Origin of the sequence: Cupriavidus taiwanensis, assembly GCF_900250115.1 — a bacterium.
GTDB classification, from domain to species: domain Bacteria; phylum Pseudomonadota; class Gammaproteobacteria; order Burkholderiales; family Burkholderiaceae; genus Cupriavidus; species Cupriavidus taiwanensis_B.
Genome location: NZ_LT984803.1, coordinates 3,173,798 through 3,190,463 on the forward strand (window position 1 = coordinate 3,173,798; position 16,666 = coordinate 3,190,463).

11 protein-coding genes and 1 pseudogene are annotated in these 16,666 nt (G+C 65.1%); 3 read left to right on the forward strand and 9 right to left on the reverse strand.

Annotated features, from left to right (window positions below):
• Positions 1 to 89 precede the first annotated feature (89 nt).
• The 7 genes and pseudogenes from CBM2586_RS14795 to CBM2586_RS14825 form a co-directional block, all read right to left on the reverse strand.
• Positions 90 to 674, reverse strand: a complete 585-nt coding sequence (locus CBM2586_RS14795; RefSeq protein ID WP_145987406.1) for a hypothetical protein — start codon at positions 672 to 674, stop codon at positions 90 to 92.
• On the reverse strand, positions 671 to 1,810 hold the full coding sequence (locus CBM2586_RS14800; protein ID WP_145987407.1) for a glycoside hydrolase family 19 protein: 1,140 nt from the start codon (positions 1,808 to 1,810) through the stop codon (positions 671 to 673). The genes CBM2586_RS14795 and CBM2586_RS14800 overlap by 4 nt, the downstream gene beginning before the upstream one ends.
• A gap of 11 nt (positions 1,811 to 1,821) precedes the next feature.
• On the reverse strand, positions 1,822 to 2,925 hold the full coding sequence (locus CBM2586_RS14805; RefSeq protein ID WP_145987408.1) for a M23 family metallopeptidase: 1,104 nt from the start codon (positions 2,923 to 2,925) through the stop codon (positions 1,822 to 1,824).
• Between the two features lie 20 nt (positions 2,926 to 2,945).
• A pseudogene (locus CBM2586_RS14810) lies at positions 2,946 to 5,730 on the reverse strand (type VI secretion system Vgr family protein).
• A gap of 442 nt (positions 5,731 to 6,172) precedes the next feature.
• Positions 6,173 to 8,038, reverse strand: a complete 1,866-nt coding sequence (locus CBM2586_RS14815; protein ID WP_115661016.1) for a TRAP transporter large permease subunit — start codon at positions 8,036 to 8,038, stop codon at positions 6,173 to 6,175.
• A 38-nt stretch (positions 8,039 to 8,076) separates the two neighbouring features.
• Positions 8,077 to 9,096 (reverse strand): TRAP transporter substrate-binding protein, encoded by a 1,020-nt coding sequence (locus CBM2586_RS14820; RefSeq protein WP_115661015.1) that lies wholly within the window; start codon positions 9,094 to 9,096, stop codon positions 8,077 to 8,079.
• A gap of 36 nt (positions 9,097 to 9,132) precedes the next feature.
• Positions 9,133 to 10,578, reverse strand: a complete 1,446-nt coding sequence (locus tag CBM2586_RS14825; protein ID WP_115688235.1) for a mannitol dehydrogenase family protein — start codon at positions 10,576 to 10,578, stop codon at positions 9,133 to 9,135.
• Positions 10,579 to 10,847: 269 nt separating this feature from the next.
• Here CBM2586_RS14825 and manD point away from each other — a divergent pair, with 269 nt between their 5' ends.
• From manD to CBM2586_RS14840, 3 genes are read left to right on the forward strand one after another with little or no spacing between them, the layout of a single operon-like run.
• The gene (gene manD / locus CBM2586_RS14830; RefSeq protein WP_115661013.1) at positions 10,848 to 12,056 is read left to right on the forward strand and encodes a D-mannonate dehydratase ManD; all 1,209 of its coding nucleotides are present in this window, start codon (positions 10,848 to 10,850) and stop codon (positions 12,054 to 12,056) included.
• 34 nt (positions 12,057 to 12,090) lie between these two features.
• A complete protein-coding gene (locus CBM2586_RS14835) occupies positions 12,091 to 13,125 on the forward strand; it encodes a Zn-dependent oxidoreductase (RefSeq protein ID WP_115661012.1) in 1,035 nt (344 codons plus the stop codon).
• A gap of 1 nt (position 13,126) precedes the next feature.
• Positions 13,127 to 14,062 carry a sugar kinase gene (locus CBM2586_RS14840; RefSeq protein WP_115688237.1) on the forward strand — a complete coding sequence of 312 codons (936 nt, stop codon included), beginning with the start codon at positions 13,127 to 13,129 and terminating at the stop codon, positions 14,060 to 14,062.
• Between the two features lie 59 nt (positions 14,063 to 14,121).
• On the opposite strand, the gene CBM2586_RS14845 is transcribed toward CBM2586_RS14840, so the two are convergent.
• Positions 14,122 to 15,126 (reverse strand): Bug family tripartite tricarboxylate transporter substrate binding protein, encoded by a 1,005-nt coding sequence (locus tag CBM2586_RS14845; RefSeq protein ID WP_115688239.1) that lies wholly within the window; start codon positions 15,124 to 15,126, stop codon positions 14,122 to 14,124.
• A gap of 15 nt (positions 15,127 to 15,141) precedes the next feature.
• The gene (locus CBM2586_RS14850; RefSeq protein ID WP_115688241.1) at positions 15,142 to 16,563 is read right to left on the reverse strand and encodes an amidase family protein; all 1,422 of its coding nucleotides are present in this window, start codon (positions 16,561 to 16,563) and stop codon (positions 15,142 to 15,144) included.
• Between the last annotated feature and the right edge of the window lie 103 nt (positions 16,564 to 16,666).

A 16,666-nucleotide genomic window follows, 5' to 3' on the forward strand; every position in this document is an offset into this window, starting at 1 on the left:
ATGCGTCACAGCCCCCTTCAGCAAGAAGCCGCAAGTCTCCAAAACATTGAGATCCATCCGGTTGAAGTCGGCATTCATGGCTGCAGGCATCAATCGATGTTAGGCAGCGACTCCCATAGGGCGATAATTTCTTCCTTCGTTGCCACTTTCGCTTTGCTAGCATGATCTTCAAGAACAAAATTGCCATAAAGAACCCCGCCATGTCGAAGATAGCGGACGGCAACGTGACATGTCCCGGTGGGACGATAAACCGAGCCACCCTTTAGATCACAATCGACCTCCGCTGCATATATCGTTGCCCCCGACTTTAGCTCAAGCCGCGCCGCCGGATACGAGGAGATGCCGCTTGCTATGCTGACTTCCCGGCGTTGAGAAAATTCCCAATTTGAGGTGACTTGCGGGACGGAAAAAACACCAAAATCTCGCAAAAACTTCTCACTCTGCGTAGAGCAAAGGTATCCGAATTTCCTCTTGGACCTCGTTAGAGTGAAATCAAGGCAAGTGGTGCCTGGATATTGGCGCGTTAGCTTTTTTGCTTGGCGGAAAGCAAATGCCGCCGGCGGCTTTATATTGGAAATCAGCTCGGGCGATAGCGGCTGTCCAGCGCTTGATGCGGTAACCGAAAAAAAAGCAAGCAAGGCAAGTAGGCTGGCCGTTGCGCGAGACGTCATCATTTTAGCCCCTGGACCCGATCCAGTATAACTTCGGCAATCGCGACGGACTCATTAAGTCGCTCACGCAATTGATTGGGCTCGCCAGTTTTTCGGTTGGTCCCATTGATTGCTGTAGCCACCGCCCGAACCGATTGCATATTGATCTCATCCATGGTGATGGTAGAGTTGATCGTGACAAAGCGATTGGTAGCAGCACCGGCAAGCCAATACCAACCGCCTGCGTCTATTGCATTCCAAGGATCAGTCGAAAGTAACTGCGGGTGATCAATGCTTGGCGCGCGGTCCAGGCGAATGGGGTTCCACCACCGGCTGGCAAATGTGTTGGGGTTCAACCACCCTCGATACACCCAATATTTTGCGTAATTCTCCCTACCCGTTAATTGTTTCATGCCACGCCCACGGAATTTCGGACCATCGCCGACTGCAACATTGCCAAGCCGGCCCTCGAGATAGTATAGGTAGTCATTCTTGCTGACTGGAATGTAAAATCCTTCGTCTTCCGACTGAAAGCTGGCATGGGCAGGGTTGCGCGAGAAATCCACCGACCCCTCTATCATAAGGCACAAAAACAGCGACTCTATCGCCCCTTGCCCAAGGAAATGGCACATCCGGACTGGCGTCATGATCAGGTATTTACGCATGACACGATTTATTTCCCTTCTGTATCGCTCCCTGATTAATGCTGGCGTTCTTCCTTTGCCCTCAAATTTCAACGCAGTGATTGGATACTTTTTATCAGGGTAGATTCGACCAAGCTCGTTCGCACATAGCCAACCACATTTTCTATATGCTTTTATGAACTCGCGCGGATCAAATCTCCAGTGGTTCGGAGCCAGAACCTGCTCTGTGAGCCGCGCGCCTTGCTCATCGTAAACCGGCACTCGCAAATTGGCTTGTCGCCAAAAAGCGAGTGCTTCGACATGAGCCTGAAATTTGCCGAACTCGCTCTCCGTTTTTGGCGTCGGATTGGCGGGACTTTGTGTCTTTAGCCAGCCCCAGCGTGCCTCGATTGCAGTGTCGTCCCATTCGGTAGGAAATTTGCAAAGCAGCCGCCTCAGGAATCCTCGAACCTTGGAAGACGCAAGGCTTGTGCGGGCTTCGTCGGCAGTAACGATGCCGTCTTGACCTACATCCACAGCCTGCAGAATCAGAGGGGCGTTGCACCGAGAGTCTCCGTCAAGCGCATCCTCGATAAGACACCATCCCGCCATTGGGGGAAGTCAGCATCGCTAAACTTTCGAACGTCCGGAGCATTGAGATTGACCCAGGCCGTACCGTGGGGCGTACTGATCCGCCGCCAATGCGGTACACCTGCAGGCACCAGAGCATCGACACCTAACACCCGGCCGAAACGGAGAAGCTCGTAAACCGCGCTTGGGCATGGCCGCGCGCTTGAGGCGTATGCGTTGCAGATTTCATTGGCGTCACGATATAGATCGTATTCTGCGTCCGGCTCGGTAATGACATCGCCCAAAGGGATGCCGGTCGAACGATACGTTGTGAGATACGCGTGTCCGCCTGTGTGGCGGCCGCCGTCCCCCTTGGCGTAACGCAGGCCGACAAATAACTCCTCGCCAAGAGGCGTGCCGGCCGGTAACAGAGAGACATTCCGAGGCGGGCATTGCGGTTGGAGCACCGTCCCGGCGGGAAGATAAAAATACAGATCACCGAAGACTACATCGGAGCGACCATCACTGCTCAATGAAACGTGGTCGCAATTTCGCCCAATTAGCTGCCCGAGGTTCGTATCATCGCAAAGGATCTCCAGGTGAACCCGATTCGGCTGTCCCCGTATATATCCGGCCTGGCCTAACTCGTCCTTGCGTCGAATAGGACGGCCTTGGAGCACAGTGTTACGCACCGTATGTAAATGCATATACACCGAAAAGAATACGACGCGAGTCGGCACGCCGTCCTGTCGCGAGGCACCGATTTCGGTTTCATGTCGGATGACGACAACGCCATCGCTTGTCCTGCCTCCATAGCTTAACGGCGCCCCTGGCGCGGGCGGCTTCGGCACCTGGCTGGATCCCCTTCGGTAAACAACAGTCCCGTCGGCAATCGCACGAACTGGTTCCCGACTGTTTCCTCGAGCCGGCGCTACTAAGTGCATGCCCCCATGCCATTCGAGGTTATGGCTCACCGGATAAACACCATCATTTGCCTCACTACCGACCATGGCCGCTTCCAGCCATTGTTCTTCCGTTTGGCTGTCGGCTCGCGGTGGCAGGAAAGGGGGACTTATCAGCATTGGACACCCTCTCATCACGGTCAAATGGAGAACGGATAGTCGTCGTCGGCAGAAGGCCGCGTATCAGGAAACAGCGGAAGATCTCGATTAGTGTTCACCGGTCCCTCGAACTTCCTCTGCGCCGCCTTATAGGTAATCGGCCCCGGACATTCAAAGGTAATGTTGCCGCCCTCGATCGTGATGGCAGCCCCCCCAGCCGTCGCAATGCGGATGCGCTTGGCCGCGGCAAAGTCCACACTCATATTCGCGGAGACAATGGTCAGGTCCTCCCGCGCCGCCAGCCTCAGCAAGTCATGCTGCGCCTGGATATCGATGTCGTCTTGCCCCGCCGTCAGTTGCAGGCCGACATTGCCCTCGCCGGGCGCGGACAGCCCGGCCGCAATGCCGATCGCCTGTCCGGCATGCATGCGCGCCTGCCCCGCGACAGCGACGTTGTTGTCCTGCCCGCTGGCCAGCACTACGCTTTCCCCATTGGCAATCTGCAAGTCCTGTCCCGCCACCAACGCGATGCCAGCCCTGCCGTTGAGGTGGACCATCGGCTCGCTTTCGTGCGGCACCTTGCCTGGCGTGCTGGTACTGCCGCCGGCCGCATCACCCTGGGCCGCTTCGAACGATTGCCCATCGACCATGCCGGCTGCGGCCCTGGCCTGCTTCGCCAGTGGTTGCTCATCGCCCTTGCCGGTCGACAGCGCCTGGCCTTGATGGGTGCGCGCGACATCGCTCAGCGTCCTGACCAGATCACCCGCCTGCCGCAACAGCGCGATGCCCGCAGCGTTGTCGCCAGTCGGCAGCACGCGGCCGGTGACGGCATCGCGATAGGTCGTCAGCAGCAGCCCGGCCTGGCCGCGCACCGCGGCGTAGCCATCGGTCCGCAACTCGAACCCCTGCCCCCGGAAACTGCCGCGGCGGTTGTCCTGCTGGTGGATCACGTGGCCGAGGTTTAGCTGGGTGGCGTGTTCCGTGGTGGCCAGCAGTGTGCGCAGTTGCTCGTCGGTGTCGTCGAACACCAGCTGGTTGTAGCCCTTACCGCCGTGTTCCTGGCTCTTGAAGCCGGTCAGCGCGGCGTCGTTGCGGTGGCTGGCGGGGTCGGCGCACATGCCGTGCCACGCCGGGCTGTTGCCGCCGGCGAGGTTGCCCTGTGCGCTCGGCTGGCTGTCGCTCCCCATCGCATAGAGGCCGCTGGCGTCATAGGGCTGGGAGAGCGTGGTCGCGGCCATCGACTTGCCGCCGGGCGTGGGCGCGATGCCGGCTTCGCCCTGGCCGTTGTACAGCGCGCCGATAACGAAGGGCTGGTCGATATCGTTGTCCGCGAACTTGACCAGCACTTCCTGGCCGATACGCGGCAGCCATTGCCAGCCCATGCCAGCGCCGGCTTGGCTGCGCCACGCGTACCCAGCGACTGCTGCGGTCGTCGTCGCGTTCGCCGCGCTGCCAGGGGAAGCGCACGCGGATCTGCCCGCGCGGGCTGGCGTGGTGTTCGGCGTTGCCGTCCGGGTGGGTCTGGCCGTCCGGGCCGACCACGATGGCGGTATGGACGCCAAGCGGGCAGGCGTGGCTATAGAGTCGCGGGCAATCGCCCTCAAGCACGCGGGTGCGCCATGGGCGCCGCGCATCGAAGGCTCGGAAAAGCGCCGCATCACCGTGTTCCCGTGCTGCCGTCAGCAGGGCTTTGGTTGGCACCAGCCGCTCGGCTGCGTCATCAAGGAAGCTGCTCACCAAGCCGGCGGTGATTGCTGCCGTATCCGGCGCCGGTGGCGGGGTCTCGAAGCACAACGCCGCTTCCAGCGGTCCGATCCGGTCCGCGAGCGCGGCACGCGTTTCCACGGCGAGGTTGTTGATGCCGCAGTATTCCACCGCATCGAGCAGCAGCGGATACCCCGCTGTCTCGTCTTGCTGTGGCGGCAGGTGCGGGCAATCCGTGACGGTCAGTCGCGTGCCGCTGCGCAGCGTGCGCACGGAAGCGCTGCCGGTGAACACCAGCGCACGGGCTTCGATCGCTTCCATCACCTGCTCGGCGACGCGCTGCGCGCTGGCCGTGTCCGGCGCCAGCGACAGGCTGACGGACAGGTAAGGATCGGGACTGGCTGCGCGGCCCGAAAACACCTCGAAGCGTCCCGGCGCATGGCCGCGGAGGGTGCGTTTGGCCTCGGGATCCCAAGCCCCCACTGCCACGCCACCGACCGCGGCACGCGTTTCACAGATCAACTGCTGGATGGCGTCAGCCGATTCCTGGCTATGCGCGCGGTGGTAGCGGATGCCGCCGCCAGCCGCAGATTCGGTATCCTCCGGCAATTGCGCACTGTCGGCAAAGATCACCACGGCATGCCCGAAGAGCGCTTCGTCGTCTTCCACCACGGTGTAGCCCAGCCCGGCCTCGGCCAGCAGGCGCGACAGGAACTGGTGGTCGGTCTCGCGGAATTGTGCGACGTAGGCACGCTCGCCGATTGCCGCGATGCGGGCCTCGGCGCCGGCGGCATAGCACCAGTGCGCATAGGGCGCATAACCCTGCAGGATGGCGTCGATGATGCTGTCCAGGCGGCGGTTCTGGAACACCTGATTGTGGCGTTGCTGCGTGGTCAGCCATAGCCACGGCACCACGGTCAGTCGGTAGCGCGCGAGGCTGCCGTCGGCGCCGAACTTCTCGGCCTGGCGAACCAGGCCGGTGCGGCGGGATTGTCCGCCGCCGGCAAGCGTGGTGATCAGCGTGACGCGCTGGCCGAGCAGGCTGTCGAGCGCGATATCAACGTCAGCGCTGACCGCAACGATGCGCCATTCGAACAGCGTCGAGATGCCTTCGCGGCCGATTCAGGCTTCGACGGCCAGTTCGCCGGCCGCGCCTGCACCTTCCAGGGCGTACAGGCGATGGGTAGAGGAAAAGAGCTGTTGGTGGAAGCGTGCAGGATCCATCTGCCAATGCGTCAGACCGCCTTGTTGTACAGACGCGCTATGGCGACCTTGCGCATAGCAATAGGCTATTTGTGCTCCTGCATCCCAGGGAAATCAACGGCGGGATCTGGATTCGAAGCGCGATATTTATCTCGATCAAATATCCCGGGACTCTTGTCACTTCAACGCGACGAGTTTTCGCTTCGAATCCGCTCTTAAGATTTCGGCGATTTGCTGGCATGCGAGGCTCGGGCAGGATGCCGGCAATGGTTGTGACAGCGGTTTCCCGCCGTCGCCCCGCCCCGCCGCCCTCCTCTTGCGTCGCGCCGCGGACCTTCAACCGAACTACTTCGCGCCGGCCTCACAAAAACCCGATCGAAAACCAAGGCACCAGCGTCAACAACACCAGCGCGACAAACAGCGCCGCCATGTGTGGCCACACCCGCGGCATCGCCACGTCGGGCGACACCCGCCCGATCGCGCAGGCCGCATAAAAGCCCACGCCGAAAGGCGGCGCGAACAACCCCAGCCCCATCGCAAAGATCACCACCATGGCGTAGTGCACCTCATGCACGCCCACCAGCTTCGCAATCGGAAACAGCAACGGGCCGAACAGCACGATGGCGGGGATTCCTTCCAGCAGGCTGCCGAGAATGACGAACGCCAATGCCGATACCAGCAGGAAGCCAATCTTGCCGCCGGGGACCGCCGACAGGATGCTTACCAGGTCCTGCGCAAAGCCGGATTGCGTCAGTGCCCACGCCATGGCGGTGGCACAGCCGACGATCAGCAGGATGGCGCCGGACAGCGCGGCGGTATCCAGCAGCATCGGATAGACGCGACGCCACTCGAAGCGGCGATACACCAGAATGCCTGCCACCACCGCATAGAAGATGCCGATGGTAGACACCTCGGTCGCGGTAGCCACGCCCTCCACCACCGCGGTGCGGATGATCACCGGCAGTGCCAGCGCCGGCAGCGCAACCAGCAGGGCCTTCACGATGGCCTGGGGCGAAAGCCTGGGGACGCCGCTCATGTCTTCCTTGCGGGTCTGGAACCAGACCACCAGCGACATCATCACCAACCCTACTGCCGCGGGCATCAGGCCACCGATGAACAGCGAGGTGATCGACACGCCGGTCACCGATCCCACCGTGATCAGCACGATGCTGGGCGGGATGGTCTCGGACATCGCGCCCGAGGCCGACAGCAGCCCGATCAGGTCGCCATCCTTCGCGCCGCGCCGCTTCATTTCGGGAAACAGGCTTGGCGCCACTGCGGCCATGTCGGCGGCCTTGGCGCCCGAGATGCCGGAAACGATGTACATCGCGCCCAGCAGCACATACTGCAAGCCGCCACGCAGATGGCCGATCAGGCTGACCAGGAAGTGGATCATCGCGCGCGCCAGGCCGGTCATCTCGATCAGCGCGCCCAGGAAGACAAAGAGCGGCACTGCCAGCAGGATCAGGTGCGACATGCCTTCCTGCATGCGGTTCGGGATGATGGATAGCGGCGTGGCCGTGGACAGCGACAGGTAGCACAGCGTGGCCAGGCCGAACGCGAAGGCGATCGGTACGCCGATGGCGACGCATGCGACCAGCATCAGCAGGAAGAAGATCACCAGGTTGACATTGCCCAACGTCATCAGGGTGGGCGACAGCAACCACATCAGGCCGCCGCACGATGCCACCATCAGGCCGGTCGCAACCACCGGCCTCCAGTGCGCCGCGAGCAGGCGCAGGATTGCCGCCACCAGCATCAGCACGATGCCGGCCAGCACCGCGGCGGCGCGGTAGCCTTCACTGATCTCCAGCGTCGGCGTCGACACCTCGAGGTGCTCGCTCAGATGCTCCCACGCCGGCCGCAGCAACAGCAACAGGAACGCCACTACCAGCCACATGCCGAGCGCGTCGATCCAGCCGCGCCGGGCCGGCGACAAGCCCTTGATAAAGGTGGTCAGTTGCATGTGGCTGCCGCGGTCCAGCGCGATGATGGCGCCAAGCATCGCCAGCCACAGGAACAGGATGCTGGCCAGTTCATCCGTCCAGGGCACCGGCTGGTGCAGGGCGTAGCGCGCGAACGCACCGCCACCCAGCAACAGGATCTCTGCCAGCACGATCAGCGCGGCCGGCACCTCTACCACGCAGGCCAGCACGCGGCGCCAGCACGCCGCGACGGCTGACGGCGCCAACGGCGCTGGCGCAATGGCTTCAGCGGTGTGCTCCATCGATGTCTCCTCTCCGTCTTTATCGTTCGCGCCAGCCGTCATGCGAGGCGGCCCGCGTATTTCTCCAGCCGGGACCACGCTTCATCGCCGTACTTCTTCTTCCATTCGGCATAGAAGCCGGCGCCTTGCAGCAAGGCACGGAATGGCGCGGGATCGGGCCGGTTGAAGACGATGCCGAGGCGGCTCAACTCGGCCTGTGCATCGGTATTCAGGCGCGCGATGTCCTCGCGCTGCTTCAGCGCCGCCGCGGTGAAGTGGGTCGTGATGGCGGCCTGCACTTCCGCCGGCAGCGCCAGGAATTTCCTGGCGTTGCCAAAGATGAAGTGGCCATCCCAGGTGTGTCCGGTGAGCGCGCAGAACTTCTGCACTTCATACAGCTTGGCGCTGCGGATCAGCGCGAGCGGGTTTTCCTGGCCGTCGACGACGCGGGTCTGCAGCGCGGAATAGAGTTCGCCGAACGGGATCGCCGTGGGCGACGCGCCCAGTGCCTTGAACATCGAGATCCACAGCGGGATGCCGGGCACGCGCACCTTGAATCCCTTCAGGTCAGCGGGCGTGTTGATCGGCCGGCTTGCCGAGGTGATGTTGCGATAGCCGTTGTCCAGGCATTTATCGAAGACATGCAGGTTCACCTTGCCCAGGGCGGCACGCACATAGGCGCCGACGTCGCCGTCCATCGCGGCCCAGACCGTGGCGTAGTCCTTGAAGGCAAAGGCCACGCCGTTGATGCCGGCGGTCGGCACCAGGGTCTGCAGGTTGGTGCCGGCCGTGGACATGAAATCCATCGCACCGGTCCGCACCTGCGCGATCATGTCGGGCTCGCTGCCTAGCTGGCTGTTGGGATAGACCTGCAGGTCGACCTTGCCGCCGGTGTCCTGGCGGATGGCCTGCGCCGCCTGCTGGATGCGCAACGTGCCCGGATGGTCGGCGGGAAAAGCGGTGCCGTACTTGAGGCGGATGGGGGCGGCCTGCGCCAGCACATGTGCTGCCGGCAGTGTCATTGCCAGTGTGCCGGCGGCAAGCGCGCCGAAGCGGCGGCGGGTTAACAGAACGGCCATGGTGCGGTGGTCTCCTTGTTGTCGGGTAGGGATGGTTCAGGACGACAGCAGTGCGGCGGCGCCGCCGATGCGCAGCACCGACAGATGAAAGGCCAGGCGGTCCGCCAGTGCCGCCGGCCACGGCTCGCTGCCAAAGACCGGCGTGTGCGCGAGTACCCTGCTGACGGCGTCGGCATCGCTGGGCGCGCCGCGCAGGCACGCTGCCAGCGCTGGCGCACCCGGGTCGTCGAACGCGAGCGGCTCGCCGCTGTCGCTGCGTGCGCTGCGCAGACAATGCAGCCAGACGGCCAGCGCGCGTTCCAGCCACGGCCGCTCGGTGCCGGCGCTGGCGCGCAAGGCGGGCAGCCATCGCACCGGCACTTTCTGCGTGCCGTCGGCTGCAATCTGCGCGGTCCGATGATCGAGCGCGGCATTGCGCAAGCGCTGCAGCAAGGCCTCGCTGTACGCGGCCACGTCATACCCTGGCGGTGCTTGCACACTGGCGCGCAGGTCCGCCATCACGCCGCGCGCGAAGGCGCCGACCAGCGCATCGTCCATGGCCTCGGCAACGGTCTGCAGTCCGCACAGTCGCCCGGCATAGGCGATGGCGGAATGCGTGCCGTTGAGCAGCCGCAACTTCATCGCCTGGTACGGCCGGACATCGCCGGTCATCAGCGCGCCGCCCGCTTCCCATGCCGGGCGGGGTCCGGCAAAGCGGTCCTCGATCACCCACTGCGTGAAGGCTTCGCAGACGATCGCAGCCTCGTCGCGCAAACCCAGGCGGTGCTGCGCGTCACGCCGCGATGCTGGGGTGGCAGCGGGGACGATGCGGTCGACCATGGTGTTGGGGAACGCCAACTCGTCGCGCACGCGGCGGGCCAGCGCCGGGTGTGTCAGCGCGGCGTACTGCGCCAGCAGCTTGCGCAGCGTGTCGCCATTGGCTGGCATGTTGTCGCAGCAGACGATGCTCAGCGGCGCCCCGGCGGGCCGACGGCGCAGTCCGGCAGCCAGTACGCCGAGCGTGCTCCGGGGCGTATCGGGATGGGCCAGGTCGTGTCGGATATCGACCTGGTCCGTATCCAGGTCGGTGCTGGACGGATGCTGGCAGTAGCCCTTTTCTGTCACGGTGCAGGTCACCACGGCGATGCCGGGATCAGCCAGCGCGCCGAGCACCTCCTCCAGCGCATGCGGGGCATACCACGCCTGCACCACGGCACCGACGATGCGCGTCGTAGCCGCCGCGCCTTCGCGCTCGGTCACCGAATACAGGAAGTCCTGCGCCGCCAGGGTGCGGGGTGTGCGGGGCTCGCGCAGGCTGACGCCGACAATGCCCCAGCGGCTGTCCCCGGCGCGGATCGCGGCCTCGGTGTACAGCGCCTGGTGTGCGCGATGGAATGCGCCGAGGCCCAGATGCAGCACGCCGCGCGACAAGCGGCTGCGGTCGTAGCCAGGCTGTTGCACTTCAGCCTTGGCGCGGCAACAGGTGCGTTGCGTGAGCCTCATCAGCGGTACCTCGGCAGGTCTGTTGGCAGCGGCATCGTGCGTGCATCCGGCGTTGTCTTCGATGCGGTGAAGTGTGCACGCAGCCGTGGTGTCCAACGTGCGGGGCTTTCGCCATTCACTACGGCAAACGCTGCATTTGATTGCGGAATCGGCCGTACTCCGCCGCAATCGGCCCGCAGTAATCTGGCCGCATCCACACCGATGCGGGCGCTGCCAAACCAGGCGGCGCCATCGGGCCACGACAACGACGATCCGGCCGGAGACACCCTTTGAAGATCGAACAGATAAAGACCATCGTCACCTGTCCCGGGCGCAACTTCGTGACGGTCAAGGTGATCACCGATGCCGGCGTGTACGGACTGGGCGACGCCACGCTCAATGGCCGCGAGCTGGCGGTGCGGGCGTACCTGGACGAGCATGTGAGCCCGTGCCTGATCGGCCGCGATCCGCGCTGGCTCGAGGACATCTGGCAATACCTCTACCGCGGCGCTTACTGGCGGCGCGGGCCGGTGACGATGACCGCCATCGCCGCCATCGACATGGCGCTGTGGGACATCCTCGGCAAGCTGGCCGGCATGCCGGTGTACCAGCTGCTTGGCGGGCGCAGCCGTCATGGCCTGATGGTGTACGGCCACGCCAATGGCCGCGACCACGCCGAGGCCATCGACGCGGTGCACCGCCATATCGAGCAGGGCTACAAGGCGATCCGCGTGCAGTCGGGCGTGCCGGGCTTGTCCAAGGTGTATGGCGTGGGCACGCAGCCGGGCCACTACGAGCCGGCGCAGAAAGGCCTGCCGCCGGAGGAGCCCTGGGACACTTCGCTCTACCTGCGCCATACGCCCGAACTGTTCCGCAAGGTGCGCGAGGCCGTCGGCTTCGGCCCCCACCTGCTGCACGACGCGCACCACCGGCTGGCGCCGATCGAGGCGGCTGCCCTGGGCAAGGCGCTGGAGCCCTTCAGCCTGTTCTGGCTGGAAGATCCAACGCCGGCGGAGGATCAGCAAGCGTTCCGGCTGATCCGCCAGCACACCACCACCCCGCTCGCGGCCGGTGAGGTCTTCAATTCCTTGTGGGACTGCAAGGACCTGATCGGCCACCAGCTGATCGACTACGTCCGCACCACCATCGTCCACGCCGGCGGCATCACGCATGTGCGCCGCATCGCGGACTTCGCCGCGATCCACCAGGTTCGCACCGGCTTCCACGGCGCCACCGACTTGTCACCAGTATGCATGGCCGCGGCAGTCAACTTCGGGCTGTGGGCGCCCAACTTCGGCATCCAGGAACTGATGCCGCATGGCCCGCTGATCGACGAGGTGTTTCCGCACAACTACCGGCTGGAAGACGGCCACCTGGTGATGGACGACGTGCCCGGCCTCGGCATCGATATCGACGAGCCGCTGGCAGCCCGGTATCCGTACGAGCGCGCCTACCTGCCGGTGGCGCGGCTGCGCGACGGCGCGATGTGGAACTGGTAACCGCCGCGCAAGTTGACCGGAACAAGGAGCAAGCATGTTGAGCATAGTCGTCGAGCAACCGCACCACATGGCCGTGCGCGAGCGGCCCAACCCCTCCCCTGCCGAAGGCGAGGTGCGCGTGCGCGTCCGCCTTGCCGGCATCTGTGGTTCGGACCTGCACATCTTTCATGGCAGGAATCCGTTCGCGACGTACCCACGCGTGATCGGCCATGAGTTCGTCGGTCATATCGATGCGGTTGGCGCCGGCGTCGGCAACGACCGCATCGGCGAGCGGGTGGTGGTGGATCCGGTGGTCAGTTGCGGCCAGTGCCATGCCTGTCGCATCGGCCGGCACAATGTCTGCCAGCGGCTCCAGGTATTGGGTGTGCACCGCGATGGTGGCTTCAGCCAGTTCGCATGCGTGCCGGCACGCAACGCCTACACCGTGCCCGACGGCATGCCGACCGCCAGTGCCGCGGTGATCGAGCCGTTCGCGGTGGCGGCCAACGCCACCCACCGTACCGGCGTGCTGCCATCCGACGTGGCGTTGATCTATGGGGCCGGGCCGGTCGGCCTCAACCTGCTGCAGGTGCTAAAGCGTGTGTATGGCGTACGCACGTTCATCACCGACCATGTCGATGAACGGCTGGCCCTGGCGCGCGGCTGCGGCGCGCAGGAGGACGAGGTCATCAACACCACGCGCGAGCCGCTCGCCCGCGCGCTCGAACGGCGCGGCGTGGCCGGCGGGCCGACGCTGATCTACGACGCGGTCTGCCATCCCGCCATCCTGGAGGAAGCCGTGGCCATGGCTGCGCCGGCAGGCCGCATCGGCGTGCTCGGCTTTTCCGCCACGCCATCGGCCCTGCCGCAGCAGGCGCTGACCAGCAAGGAACTGACCTTGTACGCCTCGCGCCTGAATTGCGCGATGTTTCCCACCGTGATCGACTGGATCACGCGCGGGCTGGTGGACCCGGGTCGTATCGTCACGCACCAGATCAACTTCCGCGACGTGGCCGGCGCCTTCGACCTCGCCGAAAGCCACCCGCGCGCCTGCTGCAAGGTGCTGCTCGACCTGGGCGAGGACGCATGACATGCGCGCGCCATTCGACATCGTCGCGCTCGGCGAGGCCATGGTGGAGTTCAACCACACCGGCCCGCGCGGTTCGCGCACTTACGTGCAGGGCTTTGGCGGCGATACCGCCAACGCCGTCATCGCCGCCGCCCGCCAGGGCGCGCGGTGCGCCTATGTGACCAGGCTCGGCGACGACGAATTCGGCCGCATGTGCCTGTGCCTGCTGCGCAGCGAGCACGTCGATACCAGCAGCGTCGTGATCGACGCCTCGGCGCCGACCGGGCTCTACTTCGTCCATCACGGCCGGGATGGCCACGTCTTCACCTATCGGCGTTCAGGTTCCGCCGCGAGCCGGTTGCAGCCCGGGGATTTGCCGGTAGCATTGCTGGAAAGGGCCACATGGCTCCACGTCTCCGGAATCAGCCAGGCCATCAGCACATCAGCCGCCCGCACCGTGCGCGAGGCCATCCGCGTCGCCCGCCAGGCCGGCACCAGGGTGTCCTACGACCCCAACCTGCGCCTTACGCTCTGGCCCCTGGAGCGCGCCCGGGAGGTCATCGTCGCAACCCTTCCGATGTGCGACCTGTTTCTGCCCAGCCTTGACGACGTGCGCCAGCTTGCTGGCATCGACGATCCCGAAGCCATCGTCGACTGGTGTCACCGGATGGGCGCGCCGCATGTGGTCTTGAAGCTGGGCAGCCAGGGCTGCCTGGTATCCGACGGCGCACAGTCAACCGCCGTGGCGCCCCTCGCGGTGCAGGCGGTCGATGCGACCGGCGCCGGCGACTGCTTCGACGGGACCTATCTGGCGCGGCTGGTGGCGGGGGATGACGCGGTGTCCGCCGCACGCTGGGCCGGAGCGGCGGCCGCGCTGGCAACCACTGGCAGCGGCGCCGTGGCACCGCTGCCAGGGGTGCAGGCGGTATGGAATGCGCTGAGCGGGCGTGAACGGTAGATCGCCTTCCGGCCCGCCCGAGCAGCGCTGCCAGCCGCTGGCTCAGGCAGGCTTGCCGGTCAATCGCCCTTGAAGCCCGACGCCTTGATCACCGGCGTCCAGCGTGCCGAGAGTGCGCCGGCATACCTGGAGACTTCCTCTGGGGTGCTGCCTGGCAGGATGTCATAACCGGCGCGCGCCAGCTTTTCGCGAACGTCAGGCATCGCCAGCACCTTGCGTACCGCCTGGTACCACTGTGTCGCCATGTCGGACGGCGTATTGGCGCGCACGTAAAGCAGGTAGCGCGACGACGTCACGAGGTTGGGAAAACCGGATTCCGCGAAGGTCGGCACGTCGGGCAAGGCATCGGCCCGCTTATCCCCCGCCACGGCCAGCACGCGCAGCTTGCCGCCGCGATGCAGTTCGGTGAAGGTCGTGATGGCGTCCATGCCTGCCGCGATCTGGTTGCCCATCATTTCCGTCGCCATTGCCGTGCCACCGCGATAGGGCACCAGCGTGCTGCCGGTGCGGGACTGGCTGACGAACTCCACGGCAAGGAAGTGCAGCAGTGTACCGACCGTGCTGATGCCGATCGAATACTCGGCCGGTGTGGCCCTGGCAGCCTTGACGAAGTCGGCCAGTGTCCTGATGGGTGAGCTGGCGCTGACCGCGATGCCGAACTGGACGCCGGTCACATCGGTGATGGCGGTGAAATCGGTGGCAGGGTTGAAACGCATATTGCTGTAGATCAGCGGCCCGATGAACATCGGGTCGACCGGTGCCAGCAGCACGGTGTTGCCGTCGGCGGGCGCGTTCTTCAGGACTTCGGCCGCCACGCGCGTGCCGGCACCGGGGCGGTTGTCGACGATCACGGTACGGCCCATGGCCGCTTTCAGCTTCTCGGACAGCAGGCGGCCCATATAGTCCGCCGGCCCGCCCGGCGGGAACGGCACGATGATGCGCGACACGCTCTGCCCCCATGCGGCGCGGGAGAGGAACCCCCCGGTGCACAGGGCGGCGGCGGTGCCGGCCAGCATGGCGCGGCGCGAAAGCCGCAAGGTGTCAGCAGGATGACGTTCGTTCATGGGAAGCTCCTGGATCTAGATGCCGGATTGCACGTCGCTGAAAGGGATAAAGCGCGCCGCGTCTTCGATGGCCTGGCCGGCGCGCAGCAGCAGGTCCTCGCGGAAGCGCCATGCCATCAGCTGTACGCCGACCGGCACCCCGCCGGCCATGCCGGTCGGCACGGACAGCCCCGGCATGCCCAGCATGGCGGTGGCCAGCAGGGGGCTCTGCGCGTCCAGCAAGGCCTGGTTTTCTGCGGGCGAGCGGATATCCGCGTCTTGCACGCTGGGGCGCTGCCACGACACCGGCATCAGCACCAGCGGATACGTTTGCATGAACAGCGACCAGTTGCGTGCGATCGCCTGGCGCCGCGACAGGGCATCCAGGAAGCCATCGCGGTCGGTTTCCTGCATCCCGTCGAGCAGGTTGCGCTGGCTTTTCCGCATCGCTTCATCGCCATGCAGGTCCACGCCCGCGATAAGGTTGCGGCGGCTGTCGTCGACGATAAGCGTGCGCCATAGCGCAGCCGCCTCCAGGAAATCAGGCAGGCTGGCTTGCTCGACGTCGTAGCCAGCCTGCTGCAGCCATTGCGCGGCACGGTCCAGCGCCGCGCTGACCGCCGGATCGACGGGAATGCCCGGACAGCGGCTGAACAGCGCCACGCGGATCGGGCTCGCCGGCAGCGGCAGTTCCAGCGGCACCGGGACCCAGGCGGGGTCGCGCGAGTCGTGGCGTGCCATGGCCTGGTAGCCGAGCCGCAGGTCGGCAAGGTTGCGTGCGAGCGGCCCCTGCACTGACATGAGCTGTGGCGTGATGCTTCGCTCGGCCGTGGCTGACGGGTTGTACGCCGGCACCCGTCCCGTAGTGGGCCGCAGGCCGACGACACCGCAGGCATAAGCCGGATAGCGGATCGAGCCGCCGATGTCATTGCCATGCGCCAGCGCCCCCATGCCGGCCGCGACCGCGGACGCGGCACCGCCGCTGGAGCCGCCGGGGGTGATATCCGCATTCCACGGATTCAGCGTGCGCCCATGCAGGCCGTTTTCCGTAAACCACCGGGATGAATAGGTGGCCGTATTGCTGCGGCCGACGATAATGGCCCCGGCGCTGCGCCAGTGCGCCACCACGGGCGCATCCTCGCGCGCGATGTTGTGCTTCAGCGGAATCACGCCGTTGGTGGTGGCATGGCCGGCCTGGTCGACATTGATCTTGATCGTGACCGGCACGCCATGGAGCGGCCCCAGCTCGGCGCCCTCGGCCACCTGGCGGTCGGCGGCATCGGCGCTGGCCAGCGCCTCTTGTGCCAGCACTTCCGGCAGGGCGTTGAGGCTGGGGTTAAGGACTTCGATGCGGGACAGCACGCTGGCCGTGACCTCGCGGCACGATATCTCGCGCCGCCGCACCGCATCGGCAATATCGACAGCGCTCCAGCGCCAGAGCAATTCAGCAGGTTTCACGTCAGGACTCCCAGGGGTTCGGGCAACAGGAATCCCACCCGCCGTGTCGGCTGCGACGCGGTCGGTTGGGGGTGCAGGAAAAAGGAGGACGCTAGCGCGTCAG